Below are 15406 nucleotides of genomic sequence, written 5' to 3' on the forward strand. Positions count from 1 at the left end.
AAAGCTTTGCGAACTTAGCGTTTTTATAAAACCAAGCATATCCAAAAAAACTTTGCGCCCTTTGCGGTTAAATACTCTTTCCTAAATATTACAAATCATTCTCATAATTATACAAACCGTTGTAGATCTTACTTCGGAAATTTGCATTGTAATACCTTAAAAAACAAAAAACAATGACTCATCAATATATAATTTCAGGAATGTCGTGCGATGGCTGCCGAAAAAAAGTAGAAAAAACTTTGAACTCAGTAGAAGGAATTCAGGCCGAAGTGACTTTAAATCCTCCATTGGCAACTATTACAATGGAAAAACATGTTGCCACTGAAAAATTTCAGGAAGTCTTAACCGAAGCCGGAAAATATACTATTGAGATGACTTCATCTAAAAATACAACGGAAACGCCTGTTAAATCCTGTTGTTCCAGCCAAAACAAAGACAATCATGCTGGCCATGATCATAAAAAAAAAGTTGTAACTCATAATCATAACGCAACCGGAGTTTTTTACTGCCCAATGCATTGCGAAGGCGATAAAACATATAATAAACCCGGGGACTGTCCGGTTTGCGGAATGGATTTGGTTCCGCAAATTGCAATTGGAACTCAATTTACCTGCCCAATGCACCCAGAAGTTATTGCGAATGAACCGGGCGATTGTCCAATCTGCGGTATGGATTTAGTGCCGATGCAGGCATCTGAATCTGAAGAAAATAAAACGTATACTGACTTGCTAAAAAAAATGAAGATTGCAACATTGTTCACGCTTCCTATTTTCATTATCTCAATGTCAGAAATGATTCCGAACAATCCTCTTTTTAACATTATGTCGATTGAAAAATGGAACTGGGTTCAGTTTCTATTTTCAATACCGGTTTTATTTTATGCAGGATGGATGTTTTTTGTTCGTGCCTGGAAATCGATTATCACCTGGAACTTAAACATGTTTACTTTAATTGGAATTGGAACCAGCGTTGCTTTTCTATTTAGCGTTGCCGGAATGTTCTTTCCTGATCTTTTTCCGTCTGAATTCAAATCGCATCACGGAACCATTCATTTGTATTTTGAAGCCGCCACGGTTATCATTACGTTAGTTTTATTAGGACAGCTATTAGAAGCCAAAGCTCACGGACAAACCAATGGCGCGATTAAAGAATTACTGAAATTAGCACCAACCGAAGCCACTTTGGTAGAAAACGGAAACGACAGAACAATTTCAATTCATGATATTAAAAAAGGTAATTTATTGCGAGTAAAACCAGGAGAAAAAATTCCGGTTGACGGAAAAATAACTTCAGGAGAAAGCAGTATTGATGAAGCCATGATTACCGGAGAACCCATTCCGGTGGATAAAAAAGCGGGCGACAATGTGATTTCGGGAACCATAAACGGAACCAGATCATTTGTCATGATTGCCGAAAAAGTAGGTTCAGAAACTTTGCTTTCGCAGATTATTCAAATGGTTAACGACGCAAGCCGTTCGAGAGCACCAATTCAAAAACTGGCAGATCGCGTGGCGAAATATTTTGTTCCAACAGTAGTTGCTATTTCTATATTGACTTTTATTCTATGGGCAAAATTTGGTCCTGAACCTTCTTATATCTACGGATTAATTAATGCTATTGCGGTTTTAATCATCGCCTGCCCTTGTGCTTTAGGATTGGCAACACCAATGTCGGTTATGGTAGGAGTTGGAAAAGGTGCACAACACGGAATTTTAATTAAAAATGCCGAAGCGCTCGAAAACATGAATAAAATCGATGTTTTAATTACAGATAAAACCGGAACTATTACTGAAGGAAAGCCAACTGTAGAAAAAATTTATGCGATTGATAATAACGAAGATATTCTGTTGCAAAACATTGCTTCGCTAAATCAACACAGCGAACATCCTTTGGCGCAAGCCGTTGTCAATTTTGCAAAAGCTAAAAATCAGCAATTATTGGAAGTTCCGGATTTTGAAGCTGTTGCCGGAAAAGGAGTTTTAGGAACGGTTAACAATTCGAAAATCGCATTAGGAAACAAAAAACTGATGGAACAGATTAACGCTTCGGTTTCTGATGATTTTGAAAGCAAAATTACAGCCGAGCAAAATCTGGGAAAAACGGTTTCATACATTGCCGTAAACAATATTGTTTTGGGTTACGTAACCATTACAGATGCCATAAAAGTAAATAGTGCAAAAGCAATTAAAGATTTAATCGATCAGGGCGTTGAGGTTATAATGCTTACCGGAGATAATAAAAATACGGCAAAAGCAGTGGCTGATCAGCTTCATTTAAGTTCTTTTAAAGCAGATTGTCTTCCCGAAGATAAACTGAGAGAAATTGAACGCTTACAAGCTGAAGGAAAAATAGTTGCCATGGCCGGCGACGGAATTAACGATGCTCCGGCTTTAGCCAAAGCGGATATCGGGATTGCTATGGGAACCGGAACCGACGTTGCCATTGAAAGTGCTAAAATAACGCTTGTAAAAGGAGATTTAAACGGAATTGTAAAAGCTAAAAAGCTGAGCTTTTCGGTTATGAAAAATATTAAGCAAAATCTGTTTTTTGCCTTTATATACAATGTTTTGGGAGTTCCTATTGCGGCGGGAATTTTATATCCTGTATTTGGGATTTTGCTTTCGCCGATGTTAGCCGCTTTGGCAATGAGTTTAAGCTCTGTTTCGGTAATTGTAAATGCTTTGCGATTGCGAAACCTCAACCTTTAAAAAATCAATATGAAATTACATATTACTATAATTGCCTTTTTGATTGCCTTAAGTTCAAGTGCACAAAAAGTAGTTCGTTACGATTTGCATGTTCGTGATACGATTGTCAATTTTTCCGGAAAAGAAAAACGCGCGATCGCAGTCAACGGACAAATTCCGATGCCAACATTAACTTTTACCGAAGGTGATATTGCTGAGATTTATGTGCATAACGATTTAAAAAAAGAAAATACTGCACTGCATTGGCACGGATTATTTCTGCCAAATAAAGAAGATGGTGTTCCGTATTTAACACAAATGCCCATTAAGCCGGGAACGACTCATAAATACACTTTCCCAATTATCCAGAACGGAACGTATTGGTATCACAGCCATTCAGGTTTACAGGAACAAATTGGTTTGTACGGACTTTTCATCATTAATAAAAAGAAAGACGATTCTACTTTTAGAAAAGGAATTGATGATTTACCAACTATTCCGGTTATACTAAGCGAATGGACCGATCTTAAACCGGAGAACGTACAGCGAATGCTTCATAATGCCAATGATTGGTTTGCTATAAAAAAAGGGACAACTCAAAGTTATGCCGAAGCGATTAAAAAAGGTCAGTTTTCGACGAAAGTCACCAATGAATGGAAACGTATGAATGCCATGGATGTGAGTGATGTTTATTATGAAAAGTTTTTAATTAACGGAAAAAATGAAGATCAACTTTCGCAATTTAAGGCTGGAGACAAAGTAAGATTGAGAATTGCAAATGGAGGTGCTTCGAGTTATTTCTGGCTGACTTATGGAGGCGGAAAAATAACGGTTGTAGCGAGTGATGGTAATGATGTTGAACCTGTAGAAGTCGACCGATTGATTATTGCCGTTTCTGAAACTTATGATGTTGTCGTTACCATTCCTGAAGATCATAAATCCTTTGCTTTTTTGGCTACAGCCGAAGACAGAACCGGATCTGCTTCTTTATTTTTAGGTGAAGGAACCAAACAATCTGTTTCTCATCTTCCGAAATTAAAGTATTTTGAAGGGATGAAAATGATGAACGATATGATGAAGATGAACGGAGAAATGAATGATATGGGGATGAAAATGTCCCTAAATAAAATGGACATGAATGCCGTAATGTATCCTGAAATTTCCGGTGAAGATGCATCTGCAAAAACCGAAGATCATTCGATGCATAATATGGAAGGCATGAAAATGGACGATATGAAAATGTCGAACGATACTACAGAAGTTGCCGAGATTACGACTTTGAATTATGGAATGCTAAAATCTCCAACCAAAACAACATTACCCAAAGATGCGCCGGTAAAAGAACTTCGTTTCGAATTATCCGGAAATATGAACCGTTATGTTTGGAGTCTGGACAATAAAGTGATTTCTGAAACGGACAAAATCTTAATTAAAAAAGGAGAAAACGTTCGAATTGTATTGTACAACGGATCTATGATGCGCCACCCGATGCATTTACACGGACACGATTTTAGGATTATAAACGAGCATGGTGATTATTCTCCGTTAAAAAATGTAATTGATATTATGCCTATGGAAACCGACACTATCGAGTTTCAGGCAAATGCCGATGGCGACTGGTTTTTCCACTGTCATATTCTATATCACATGATGGCGGGAATGGGACGTATTTTTACTTATGAAAATTCAGCACCAAATCCGTTGATTCATGATCCGAAAATGGCGTATAAAATGCTAAAAATGGACGATCGTATGTTTCATTTTATGGCCGAAAATGATTTTGCCACAAACGGAAATGACGGTGAAGCAATGTACAGCAACACGCGATGGAGTATTGGAACCGAATGGAGATTGGGTTATAATAATGAACACGGTTATGAAACGGAAACTCATATTGGTAGATATATTGGCAAAATGCAATGGTTTATGCCTTTTATAGGTTTTGACTGGCGTTACAGAAAAATGGGAATGGACGAACAGGAACAAAATATGTTTGGACAAAAGAATACCAAAGACAATCGTTCGGTTTTTAGTGCCGGTATGGAATATACTTTGCCAATGCTCGTGAAAGCGCAAGTTGAGGTTTACACCGATGGAAATGTGAGAATTCAATTTGAACGAAAAGACATTCCGCTTTCGAGACGTTTGCGAATGAACTTAATGTGGAATACAGATAAAGAATATATGGCGGGTCTAAAATATATCGCTGGCAGAAACTTTGGGATTACAACTCATTATGATAGTGATATGGGAATTGGTTTTGGGGTAAATCTGAATTATTAACAATAATTTTAATACTATTTTGATTGCATTAACTTATCGTTGACAATTTTGAAAACTAAATCGTATTATATTTGATCCAACATCTTCAATCAAAAAAAGAATATTACCTAACAATTAAATTATAAAAAAAATGAAAAAATTATTTACCGTTTTAGCCATCGCTTTATTTACAATTGGTTTACAAGCGCAAGACACAAAACCAGCTCCTAAAAAAGAAAAAGCTAAAAAAGAAGCTTGTTCTAAAAAATCAGGTGACAAAGACAAAAAATGTTGCTCTAAAAAATAGTAGCAACATCATTTTACCAAAAAGGCTTCGAATATATTCGAGGCCTTTTCTTTTTATGTTTCTTTTGCCACTCATCTCACAGATTAAAAAGATTTTTAAAAGTCCAGTAATCACAATCTTGTCATCCCGAGGAACGAGGGATCTCCGCCAGAAACTAACGCAAAGTATTTTTCATTAAACTGTCGAACTGCTTGTGGAGATCCCTCGTTCGGGATAACAAAAATGCGTATATTAATTTCGCGACAAAAAAATTATACATCAACTTTGAGAAAGTTTCAAACTTTGTCAAAGTTCATCGCCTAGAAATCCTTTTAATCCTTTAATCTGTGGCAAAAAATTTTAGAAACTTATTTCAATCTAACACTCCACTCAAAATCCATTTCTGAAACCTGAACTCCTTCTTCGTTTGTTCCTACAGATTTCATCCAGAAGGTTTGGCCCTCGCCCGTTGCAATTGTTCTTTGAATTGCTTCGGAAATTAAATGTCCGTCATTGCAAACGAATGTTATTCTACCCGTTGCTTTTTTGGTGAAGTTTCCTTTATTATTGGCAACCAGCATCGATATTTTTTTTCCGCTTTGTTGAATTTGAGAGATGACCAATGCTCCGGTTGTTAACTCTGCTGCCATTGCCTGAACTGCAAAATACATCGAGTTAAAAGGATTTTGATTGATCCATCTGTGTTTTACGCTTACCACGCATCTATCTTCGTCGATTGCCTTTACACGTACACCGCAAAAGTATGCTGATGGTAATTTGAATAATACAAATTTGTTGAGTTTAGAAACTGATATTGCCATGATATTTATTTTTTCATGTAAAAATACAAAAAAACTATGCACGCACAATAAATCGCAATTACTTTCCTAAAAAGCCAACAAAACCAAGCGTTTTGAATGGTTTTCAATGCATTATAAGCAATTTAAAAATTTCAACTTTGTTAAAATTATGTTAATATTTGGTACTATGCAAAACAAGATACTGTCTTTTAGACATATATTTGCATAAGAAAATACTATATACTTTTAATCATGGAAACAACAACACCACTCATCATGGAAAAAACATCAGAAAAGAACACTGCAACGTTCACACACTTAAGCACTTTGAGTCAATACATCATCCCATTTGGGAATTATATTTTCCCAATTTTGATCTGGACGAGTTACAAAGACAAATCAGAATTTGTAAATTATCACGGAAAGCAAACATTAAACTTTCAATTGAGTCTTTTGCTTTACACCTTAATTTTAGCATTAATTGCAATTCCGATTTTTGCATTTGTACTGTTAAAAAACCTACCAATCAATACGGTTTTTAACGATGAAGATTTAATCATCAGAAATCTGAACATCGACGGAAATATTGGAATTTTAAGTATTGGAGCAACGGCAGTTTTACTTTTTGGATTATTAAAATTTGTTGAATTCTTTTTAGTGATTTACGCTTCTATAAAAGCTTCAAACGGAGAGTTTTATAAATATCCGCTTTCGATTCCTTTTATAAAGTAATCAGTATTTTATGAAGCACTTCGACTTCGCTCAGTGTGACATAAAGAATTAAAAGTTATAGTCGAAACTTTACAAGCAATCAACACGAATCGTTTCGAAATCAATCATCATCAATCAATCATCATCAATCAAAAAACGAATTGTTCAATCTAAAAAAAACAAAATGAAATTATGAACATTGAAAACACAAAAGCACAGATGCGCAAAGGTGTTCTTGAGTTTTGCATCTTATCGGTTCTAAAAGAAAAAGACGCATACACATCAGAAATATTAGACACTTTAAAAAACGCTAAATTACTAGTTGTTGAGGGAACAGTTTACCCACTTCTAACCAGGCTGAAAAACGACGGTTTGCTTAATTATCGTTGGGAAGAATCGACTTCAGGACCACCACGAAAATATTATGGATTAACCGAAATAGGACAAACATTTTTAAACGAACTTAGCGGAACATGGACTGAATTGTCTGACGCCGTAAATCTAATCACCAATCAAAATCAATAAGTCATGAACAAAACAGTAAATATTAACTTAGGCGGTATGGTTTTTCATATAGATGAAGACGCATATTTAAAATTGACACGCTATTTTGACGCTATAAAACGATCATTGAACAACTCATCTGGACAAGATGAAATTATTAAAGACATCGAAATGCGTGTTTCTGAATTATTATTGGAAAAACAAAAAAGCGACAAACATGTTGTAGGACTGAAAGATGTTGATGAAGTGATTGTTGTAATGGGACAACCGGAAGATTATATCCTTGAAGACGAAGAAAAAACAAATCAGTCTTTTAGTGATTATAACACGACAAGAAAACATAAAAAATTATACCGTGACAAAGAAAAAGGTATGATTGGTGGTGTAGCAACTGGTTTAGGACACTATTTTGGGATTGACGCTGTGTGGATAAAAATTATCTTTTTAATATTTGTTTTTGCAGGTTTTGGAACAGGAATTTTAGCTTATTTCGTTCTTTGGATTGTAACACCAGAAGCGGTAACAACATCTGAAAAACTGGAAATGACTGGTGAACCGGTTACGATTTCGAACATAGAGAAAAAAGTGCGTGAGGAAATTGAAAATTTATCTGATAAATTTAAAAATGCAGATTATGACGCAATGGGAAACCAGGTAAAGTCGGGAGCTGAGAGAATAAGTAGTTCATTTGGAGACTTTATCATGACGGTTTTTAAAATCTTCGCAAAGTTTTTAGGCGTAATTTTGATCATTTCAGGAATTAGTGTTTTGATCGCTTTACTGATTGGAGTTTTTACTTTAGGAACAAACATCTTTATCGATTTTCCTTGGCAAAACTTTGTTGAAGCAGGAAACTTTACAGATTACCCTATCTGGTCATTTGGTTTATTAATGTTCTTTGCCGTTGGAATTCCGTTTTTCTTTTTGACACTTTTAGGTTTCAAATTGTTATCTCCAAACTTAAAATCTATTGGAAATATTGTAAAATATACTTTGCTAGCAATTTGGATTATTGCCATTGCAATCGTTATTAGTATTGGAATTAAACAAGCTACTGAAATTTCGCATGACAATAAAACAGTAGAGAAAAAAACGCTTAACATTACGCCAAAAGATACATTGTTCGTAAAATTCAGATACAATGATTATTATGCTAAAGATCTAAATCATCATAGAGAATTTGAATTTGTTCAGGATTCAGCTAATAATCAATTACTCTATTCGAATGATGTTCGTTTACATGTTTTGCATACTGATGAAGCTGCTCCTTATATTCAGATTGAAAAAAGTGCCAGAGGAAATTCGTTTATCTCAGCAAGACAAAGAGCAGAAAAAATCAATTATAAATTTCAGATCAACGGGAATCATTTAGTTTTAGATAATTATTTTCTTACCGATGTAAAAAACAAATTTAGAGGTCAGGAAGTTGATGTATATTTGTACTTACCTGAAGGTCAATTATTCAAGCCAGACGCTTCGGTTCAGGATTATGATGATTCTGAAGATAATTTTTTCAACTTACACTTTAGTGGCAACTATAACTATAGAGTAGACGGTTCTAAAATTAAATGTTTGAATTGTCCAGCTGGAGAGAATGACCATAATGATATATACGAAGAAGAAACTCAGACTGACAATGACACAGTAAATGAGGTTTCGGTTAAAATTAATGGAAAAGAAATTTTAAACGGAAAAAAAACAAACGGCAGATTAACCACTGACAAAAACGGAGTTATAATCAAAATTAACTAAGCCATGATAAAAATAATCATTCATATTACGAAATTTATAGTTGCGACTGTTACTGCACTATTGTTTGCTTCATGTAATCTTAACGTGAATACAATTGAAGGAAGCGGAAATGTGACTACCGAAAAAAGAATTGTTCAGGGAGATTTTACAAAAATAGATGTAAGCAATGCGATTGACTTAGTAGTCATACAATCTGATTTAACTGAAATTGTTGTTGAAGCCGATGATAATCTTCAGAAAGACATTATTACGAAAGTAGAGAACGGAACTTTGATCATTAAATCTAAATTCAATTCTTTTCGAAATATAACTAAGAAAAAAGTAACGGTAAAAATGCCTAAAATTGACAAGTTGGAAGCTTCTAGTGCTTCAACTGTATCAAACGAAGGAATAATTCAGGGTGAAAATCTAGATTTAGAATCTTCAAGCGCAGCGACAATAGATGTTAATGTAGAATCGGACAATATCTCTGCTGATTCCGGAAGCGGAAGTACTATTAGTGTAAAAGGAAAAGCTTTAACATTTCATACCTCAGCGTCAAGCGGATCAAATGTAAATGCAGGTGAATTATTAGCCAATGATATTCATGCTGAAGCTTCAAGCGGAGCCAGTGTAAATGTTCATCCTATTGTAAAATTGAAAGCTGAAGCAAACAGCGGAGGAAGTGTTAATTACAACAACACTCCTAAAACAATCGAGAAAACTTCGAATTCAGGAGGAAGTATCAGCCAGGGGTAAAAGATATTTATCTGTTAAATATAAAAAAATCATTCATCGAAAGTGGATGATTTTTTTATATTTGTGAAAATCAAATCTAGAATTAATGAAAAAAAATACAGCCTTACTCCTATTATTATTGGTTACGACATTAACTTTTGGTCAAAGAAGAGAAAAAATAAAAGGATCTAAAATCGTAACCACTTCAGTAAAAGAAGTAGGAGAATTTGATGGCATTGAAGCCGATGATAATTTAGAAGTTTATCTTGAAAGAGGAGAAAAAAATGAAATAAAAATTGAAGCCGACGATAATTTACATGATATTATCGGTATGGATTTAAGAGAAAAAGTACTTCGTTTGTACACTTCTAAAGAAAGTACTATTTTTAAAAAACTAATTGTTCGTGTTACGTATACCAGTTCATTAAAAACTGTAATAGCCAAAAATGATGCTATAGTTTATGCCATTCAGGAACTTCAGTTAGATGATATTACATTTAATACTTTTGATTATGCTAAGTTATTCCTGAATGTAAATTCTAAAAAGTTTACCTTATTTGCTGATGATAAATCAAAAACCGAATTGAACTTAAAGTCTGAAGATGCAAATTTACAATTGAGTAAAAATTCCTCGATTAAAACATTGGTATCGGCTATAAAATTCAAATGTGACTTATATCAAAAATCGGTTGCCAATATTGAAGGAATTGCCGAAAAAGCTACGATTCGTTTAGATAATAATTCCATTTTTACAGGAACCAAGTTTACTTTGAAAGATGCCAATATTACTGCAGAAAATTATGCAACAGGAAGTGTTTTAGTAGAAACTACAGCCTCAATAGCGCTTGGAGACAAAGCTGAACTTTCTCTTTTAGGAAGTCCTGCTATTACGTTGACACGTTTTTCTGAAGAAGCAAAATTATTGAAGAAGATAAAGTAAAAAGTCGCAGTGTTCAGTTTCAGTTTTCAGTCTGAAGCTTCTTAAATGTAAAATCAACAAAAAAGTCCCATTCGCCGCGGCGAATGGGACTTTTTGTTGATAGCTCTATTCCTATTTCAATAAACTGAAAACTGAGACTGGGACTGAAAACTTATTCCTTAGACGCCAAATATCTCTCAGCATCTAATGCAGCCATACATCCTGTACCTGCAGCAGTAATTGCCTGACGGTATACGTGATCTGCAGCATCACCCGCTACAAAAACACCTGGTATATTGGTATTAGATGTTCCCGGAGTATTGATGATATAACCTGTTTCATCAAGAGTAAGGTAGTCTTTAAAAATATCTGTATTTGGTTTGTGACCAATGGCAACGAAAAATCCTGTAGCAGGAATTTCAACAACTTCTGCAGTAGTTTTATTCAACGCTTTAATGCCGTGTACAACATTTCCATCTCCCAATACTTCAACAGTATCATGGTTTAATAAAATCTCTATATTTTCGGTTTTGCGAACGCGTTCTTCCATGATTTTAGAAGCTCTGAATTTTTCGCTTCTTACCAACATCGTTACTTTTTTACAAAGTTTAGATAAGTAATGTGCTTCTTCACAAGCAGAATCTCCTGCTCCAACAATTACAACTTCCTGATTACGGTAGAAAAAACCATCACATACGGCACAAGCAGAAACTCCACCACCCATTTGTAAATAATGTTGTTCTGATGGTAATCCTAAATATTTAGCCGATGCTCCTGTAGAAATAATAACCGTTTCACAGTGCAATTCGATTGAATCGTTAATCCATACTTTATGAATATCTCCTGAAAAATCAACTTTTGTAGCCCAACCATCACGGATATCAGATCCGAAACGTTTTGCTTGCTCTTGTAATTGAACCATCATTTCTGGTCCTGTAACACCATCAACATAACCCGGGAAATTTTCTACTTCGTTAGTCGTAGTCAACTGACCACCAGGCTGCATTCCTTGATATAAAACTGGATTCATATTTGCTCTGGCAGCATAAATAGCAGCAGTATAACCTGCAGGACCAGAACCTATGATTAGGCATTTAATTTTTTCGATTGTATCTGACATAATATGATTCTATTAATAATTGATGGTGCAAAAGTAAGTTTTTATTGTTGGAATAAAGAACTCAATTAATCAGTTTTTGCTATTCTGAAATAGAGAATAGTGAATATGGGAGAAATAAAAATTCTTCGTGACATATCAATGCTACATATTATAGAGAAACACTGAAAAAATTATGTTTCGTAATTATTTTTTACCGCAGAGATCGCAAAGGTTTTCCGCAGAGTTTATGGAGATTGGAATTATGTTAAACAATTCTAAGTCCGCGAAGCTTTGTGAACTTTGTGTTTTTACTGAATTTACAATGTTTAAAAAACTTAGTGTTCTCTGTGGTAATTTTTCTTCTCTCTTCAGAAGTTTTGAAATTGCAATTTCAATTCAATGCAAAAAAAAAGTCTCTTCAAAAAATGAAAAGACTTTTGTCGGGGTGGCAGGATTCGAACCTGCGGCCTCCTGCTCCCAAAGCAGGCGCGATAACCGGGCTACGCTACACCCCGTAAGCGGGTGCAAATATATAACTATTTTTTGCTTATCCAAAACAAATTTAGAAATAAGAAAAAAAATATTTCCCCAGTAAATTATAATTAGAAACAAATGAGCCAATTAAACTCAATTATTCATTTATAAAAAAAACAAATATGGCTTTTAATATTATAAATATGGCGTTTACAATACGCTTAATTCTATCGATTAAGCTTTTTTTGCAAAAACAAATTCAAGAAAATGAAAAGAATACTATTATATATTGTTTTCGCTATCTCAATGACAGCTATTGCACAAGAAAGTCCTATATCAAGAGATGAAAACACGAAGATTGAGAATTTAAAACTGTATAAAGAAAAAGCTCATGCTTCTTATTATCATGATAAATTTAACGGAAGAAAAACAGCAAGCGGTAAAAAATTCGACAACACCAAGCTCACTGCTGCGCATAAAAAACTTCCTTTTGGTACAAAACTAAAAATAACAAACATATTAAATAAAAAATCCACTATCGTAGAAGTTACCGACAGAGGTCCTTTTGTAAAAGGTCGGGAAATTGATCTCTCTAAAAAAGCTTTTATGGATATTGCTTCAAACAAAAAGAGCGGTGCAATTAATGTAAAAATCGAGATTTTGATAAATTAAGTCCTGCTTCTTAAATATTGAAATATTATGTACTAATTTTGGACAATAAAAAACTCCGAAGATCAATTGGTCTTCAGAGTTTTTTGATTTGAAAGATTTTCCAGTTTAATAGTAACGCTTCTTTTTTACTTTTCCATAACAATATAGGCAGGATAGGATTCACGATTTGGTAAATCAAATTCTTCGTCGTACGGCTGAGTACCTTCTCCATTGTTATATAATGCGACACGTTTTACACCTGTTGCTGTACTACCGCCCATACTATTACTCACATTTTGAATATTACCCGGCCCCGCAAAACGTGTGATACACATTTTTTCGAGTTTCACATTTGGACTATTAGGAGCTTCAAAACCATTTTTCTTATTCACTTTGCCATCCGTTCCCGTAAAAACAGCATAAGATCCCATGCCTATACTTTGATGTTCTTTTACAGTATTAGCAACTTTGAATGCTGCATAACCATCTACTTTACCTCCCTGACTGCTCCAGCTTGTCTGATTTGGTGCATCGTATGGTGGTTCGTTTTGAAAGAAATAAGTTCTGCCTCGTTCTCCTAACCATAATACTTCATATTCTTGAAAATGTTCGACAAATAAAGCATAAAGCGTAACGTCATTACCTGTAACAATAAGTCCGTTTTTACATCTGTCCCTTAGCCAGCGTGCATTTCCGCCTTTTTGCGAACCATGGTCAGCACGCCACAACCAGAAATGATCCCCAACCACATTGTTGCTGTTGATTTCCATAGAAGCATGTATTTGAATATTTTTTGACTGAACCCCACCTACTCTACAAGTGATATCTGAAAGTAAAATAGGATCTGCAGAGTGGTCAGCATTTGCTCCTTCATTACCAATTCTAACCTGATACGTTGTACTATTAAATGAATCCATAAGAAGTCCGGCAATGATAATCCCGTCTTTGTCATCAGCATATATACATCCCCAAGTGTTTTTCTCCGTAGGCTCCAGCGTTACCGAAGCGATACCGGCACCCAAAAGTATGGCATCTTTTCTATTTACCTGAATAGGAGCATTCAATGCGTAATGCCCTGACGTAAAAAATATATTTTTACCTGATTTTAGTGCATTATTAATTTCAACATCAGTGTCACCTTCTTTGGCAACATACCAGTCGGTAAGCAAATCCTGAACTTTTCCTCTCCCCATATCTGTTGCCGACCAGGAAACTCCCACTCTGTCCTTTTGCCATTCCGGAACAAATACTTTATACTCGCCATCATTATCGATAAAAAGAAAAGGTTTTTCTCTTATAATAGGTGTACTAGGAACTGGCGAATTGGCATCATCCGCTTTTGGAGGATTCACGCAACCTTGCCAAACCATATTGTATGAACCTCCCATTGCTCCGGAACCTGAAGGAAAAACAGCATTTCTGGTGTACCATTGTTGTTGCCCGCCCCAGTTTGGTCTGGAGGATGTGTAATGCGTGTCGGCAATAAAACCGCCGCTGCCCCAAAAGTTGGTATCTCCAATATCTGAAATGTATTTCGAAGTACTTTCAATTAGCATTCTTCTTGCACTGGTGGATTGTGAAACTGTCCAGCCAAAATCCCGCATTACTGCTACATTTTCTACAGAACGCCAAAATGTACATGTAGCATTTGCACCGCCAGAAAGATGAGGTCTCGTGAATATAGAACCCAATTTAACAGCCGATGGCACTTTACCCAAACCTCCTATATGAGAATAAAATCCTAATTCTATTGAATTTGCTGTTCCCGAAGATGCAGAACCTGACCCGCCCGAATCGTAAGTTTGATCCTCAATATTTGCTTTAAAATAATACGCCTGACGTTTTGTAGTCCACTCGCCATTTGATCCGCCCAGGCCAATAGCGCTAAACTGCGAATTAATATCGTTTCGTGCAGTTTCTGCTTTTTCATATTTTCTATCATAGAAATACATATTACTGCCAAAAATCTGGTTCTCTATCGAAACTATTATCGTTATAGCATTTCGGGTAATTTTATAATAGTTCTCGTATTTATCCGCATTTGGTTTATTATCTGTAAATGTCAATTTCGTAGTCGAACCAACAGCAACAAAATGGGATGCCAAACGACTTCCTCCCCTTGTAATTACATAATTTCCTGTAGAGCCAAATGCTGGCCATGATAAGGTTATACTATGTTTCTTTTTGTTGTAAACAATCTTGCCTTCTAACTTATTGTCCTGATTTTTTTCATCAGATAAATTTAACGTTACAAAACTGCATAGCATCAGCATGACTGTAAATGCAGCAAATACTGAGATTAACTTTTTAATCATAAATAATATTTTTGGGTTTAATATAGTTTTTAAGGATTCGAAAAATAGTCATAATCTTTAATCTATATGTCCGTATTTGCTCCCAATTTTCTCATCAAAAACTATACAAAGGCTTAATTTTTCTTTAATAGCAATGCTAAAAGTAAAAACTGAGTAAATAACAGAGTTGTAATTACAAATAGAGAGTTTTAGATCAAGCGAATTCTACAGAAAAAAACAAATACTTCAT

12 protein-coding genes and 1 tRNA gene are annotated in these 15406 nt (G+C 35.0%); 9 read left to right on the forward strand and 4 right to left on the reverse strand.

Annotation, left to right across the window (positions count from 1 at the left end; all coding sequences use genetic code 11):
* Nucleotides 1-173 precede the first annotated feature (173 nt).
* The 3 genes from ACIDC4_RS11035 to ACIDC4_RS11045 all read left to right on the forward strand — a co-directional run bounded on the left by ACIDC4_RS11035 (nucleotide 174) and on the right by ACIDC4_RS11045 (nucleotide 5256).
* The gene (locus ACIDC4_RS11035) at nucleotides 174-2708 is read left to right on the forward strand and encodes a heavy metal translocating P-type ATPase (RefSeq protein WP_412045562.1); all 2535 of its coding nucleotides are present in this window, start codon (nucleotides 174-176) and stop codon (nucleotides 2706-2708) included.
* Between the two features lie 9 nt (nucleotides 2709-2717).
* Entirely contained in the window at nucleotides 2718-4970 is a 2253-nt protein-coding gene (locus ACIDC4_RS11040) for a multicopper oxidase family protein (RefSeq protein WP_412045561.1), read from the forward strand.
* Between the two features lie 130 nt (nucleotides 4971-5100).
* Nucleotides 5101-5256 carry a hypothetical protein gene (locus ACIDC4_RS11045; RefSeq protein ID WP_230032827.1) on the forward strand — a complete coding sequence of 52 codons (156 nt, stop codon included), beginning with the start codon at nucleotides 5101-5103 and terminating at the stop codon, nucleotides 5254-5256.
* Between the two features lie 347 nt (nucleotides 5257-5603).
* On the opposite strand, the gene ACIDC4_RS11050 is transcribed toward ACIDC4_RS11045, so the two are convergent.
* A complete protein-coding gene (locus ACIDC4_RS11050) occupies nucleotides 5604-6056 on the reverse strand; it encodes a DUF4442 domain-containing protein (protein ID WP_412045560.1) in 453 nt (150 codons plus the stop codon).
* 231 nt (nucleotides 6057-6287) lie between these two features.
* Here ACIDC4_RS11050 and ACIDC4_RS11055 point away from each other — a divergent pair, with 231 nt between their 5' ends.
* The 5 genes from ACIDC4_RS11055 (at nucleotide 6288) to ACIDC4_RS11075 (ending at nucleotide 10659) form a co-directional block, all read left to right on the forward strand.
* Nucleotides 6288-6767, forward strand: coding sequence for a DUF4870 domain-containing protein (locus tag ACIDC4_RS11055; RefSeq protein ID WP_412045559.1), 480 nt, complete (start codon nucleotides 6288-6290; stop codon nucleotides 6765-6767).
* A 171-nt stretch (nucleotides 6768-6938) separates the two neighbouring features.
* On the forward strand, nucleotides 6939-7271 hold the full coding sequence (locus ACIDC4_RS11060; RefSeq protein ID WP_008464689.1) for a PadR family transcriptional regulator: 333 nt from the start codon (nucleotides 6939-6941) through the stop codon (nucleotides 7269-7271).
* Nucleotides 7272-7274: 3 nt separating this feature from the next.
* Nucleotides 7275-9002 (forward strand): PspC domain-containing protein, encoded by a 1728-nt coding sequence (locus tag ACIDC4_RS11065; RefSeq protein ID WP_412045558.1) that lies wholly within the window; start codon nucleotides 7275-7277, stop codon nucleotides 9000-9002.
* 3 nt (nucleotides 9003-9005) lie between these two features.
* Entirely contained in the window at nucleotides 9006-9740 is a 735-nt protein-coding gene (locus ACIDC4_RS11070) for a head GIN domain-containing protein (protein WP_412045557.1), read from the forward strand.
* An 85-nt stretch (nucleotides 9741-9825) separates the two neighbouring features.
* Entirely contained in the window at nucleotides 9826-10659 is an 834-nt protein-coding gene (locus ACIDC4_RS11075) for a GIN domain-containing protein (RefSeq protein ID WP_412045556.1), read from the forward strand.
* A 151-nt stretch (nucleotides 10660-10810) separates the two neighbouring features.
* Here ACIDC4_RS11075 and trxB read toward each other — a convergent pair whose 3' ends face one another.
* Together trxB and ACIDC4_RS11085 are read right to left on the reverse strand one after the other, a co-directional pair.
* Nucleotides 10811-11758, reverse strand: coding sequence for a thioredoxin-disulfide reductase (trxB, locus tag ACIDC4_RS11080; RefSeq protein WP_412045555.1), 948 nt, complete (start codon nucleotides 11756-11758; stop codon nucleotides 10811-10813).
* 419 nt (nucleotides 11759-12177) lie between these two features.
* Nucleotides 12178-12252: transfer RNA gene (locus ACIDC4_RS11085), tRNA-Pro, on the reverse strand.
* 226 nt (nucleotides 12253-12478) lie between these two features.
* Between ACIDC4_RS11085 and ACIDC4_RS11090 the strand changes: the two genes are divergently transcribed.
* Entirely contained in the window at nucleotides 12479-12883 is a 405-nt protein-coding gene (locus ACIDC4_RS11090) for a septal ring lytic transglycosylase RlpA family protein (protein ID WP_412045376.1), read from the forward strand.
* 125 nt (nucleotides 12884-13008) lie between these two features.
* Here the strand turns inward: ACIDC4_RS11090 and ACIDC4_RS11095 are convergent, their stop codons facing one another.
* Nucleotides 13009-15177: a hypothetical protein gene (locus ACIDC4_RS11095; RefSeq protein WP_412045375.1), complete on the reverse strand. Its 2169-nt coding sequence runs from the start codon at nucleotides 15175-15177 to the stop codon at nucleotides 13009-13011.
* Nucleotides 15178-15406: the final 229 nt, after the last annotated feature.

The organism is Flavobacterium sp. C3NV (assembly GCF_046825355.2).
GTDB lineage: Bacteria > Bacteroidota > Bacteroidia > Flavobacteriales > Flavobacteriaceae > Flavobacterium.

Bases quoted from the DNA above. Each gene is read 5' to 3' on its own strand.
- ACIDC4_RS11035 (WP_412045562.1), top strand. From the start codon at position 174: ATGACTCATCAATATATAATTTCAGGAATGTCGTGCGATGGCTGCCGA.
- ACIDC4_RS11040 (WP_412045561.1), top strand. From the start codon at position 2,718: ATGAAATTACATATTACTATAATTGCCTTTTTGATTGCCTTAAGTTCA.
- ACIDC4_RS11045 (WP_230032827.1), top strand. From the start codon at position 5,101: ATGAAAAAATTATTTACCGTTTTAGCCATCGCTTTATTTACAATTGGT.
- ACIDC4_RS11050 (WP_412045560.1), bottom strand. From the start codon at position 6,056: ATGGCAATATCAGTTTCTAAACTCAACAAATTTGTATTATTCAAATTA.
- ACIDC4_RS11055 (WP_412045559.1), top strand. From the start codon at position 6,288: ATGGAAACAACAACACCACTCATCATGGAAAAAACATCAGAAAAGAAC.
- ACIDC4_RS11060 (WP_008464689.1), top strand. From the start codon at position 6,939: ATGAACATTGAAAACACAAAAGCACAGATGCGCAAAGGTGTTCTTGAG.
- ACIDC4_RS11065 (WP_412045558.1), top strand. From the start codon at position 7,275: ATGAACAAAACAGTAAATATTAACTTAGGCGGTATGGTTTTTCATATA.
- ACIDC4_RS11070 (WP_412045557.1), top strand. From the start codon at position 9,006: ATGATAAAAATAATCATTCATATTACGAAATTTATAGTTGCGACTGTT.
- ACIDC4_RS11075 (WP_412045556.1), top strand. From the start codon at position 9,826: ATGAAAAAAAATACAGCCTTACTCCTATTATTATTGGTTACGACATTA.
- trxB (WP_412045555.1), bottom strand. From the start codon at position 11,758: ATGTCAGATACAATCGAAAAAATTAAATGCCTAATCATAGGTTCTGGT.
- ACIDC4_RS11090 (WP_412045376.1), top strand. From the start codon at position 12,479: ATGAAAAGAATACTATTATATATTGTTTTCGCTATCTCAATGACAGCT.
- ACIDC4_RS11095 (WP_412045375.1), bottom strand. From the start codon at position 15,177: ATGATTAAAAAGTTAATCTCAGTATTTGCTGCATTTACAGTCATGCTG.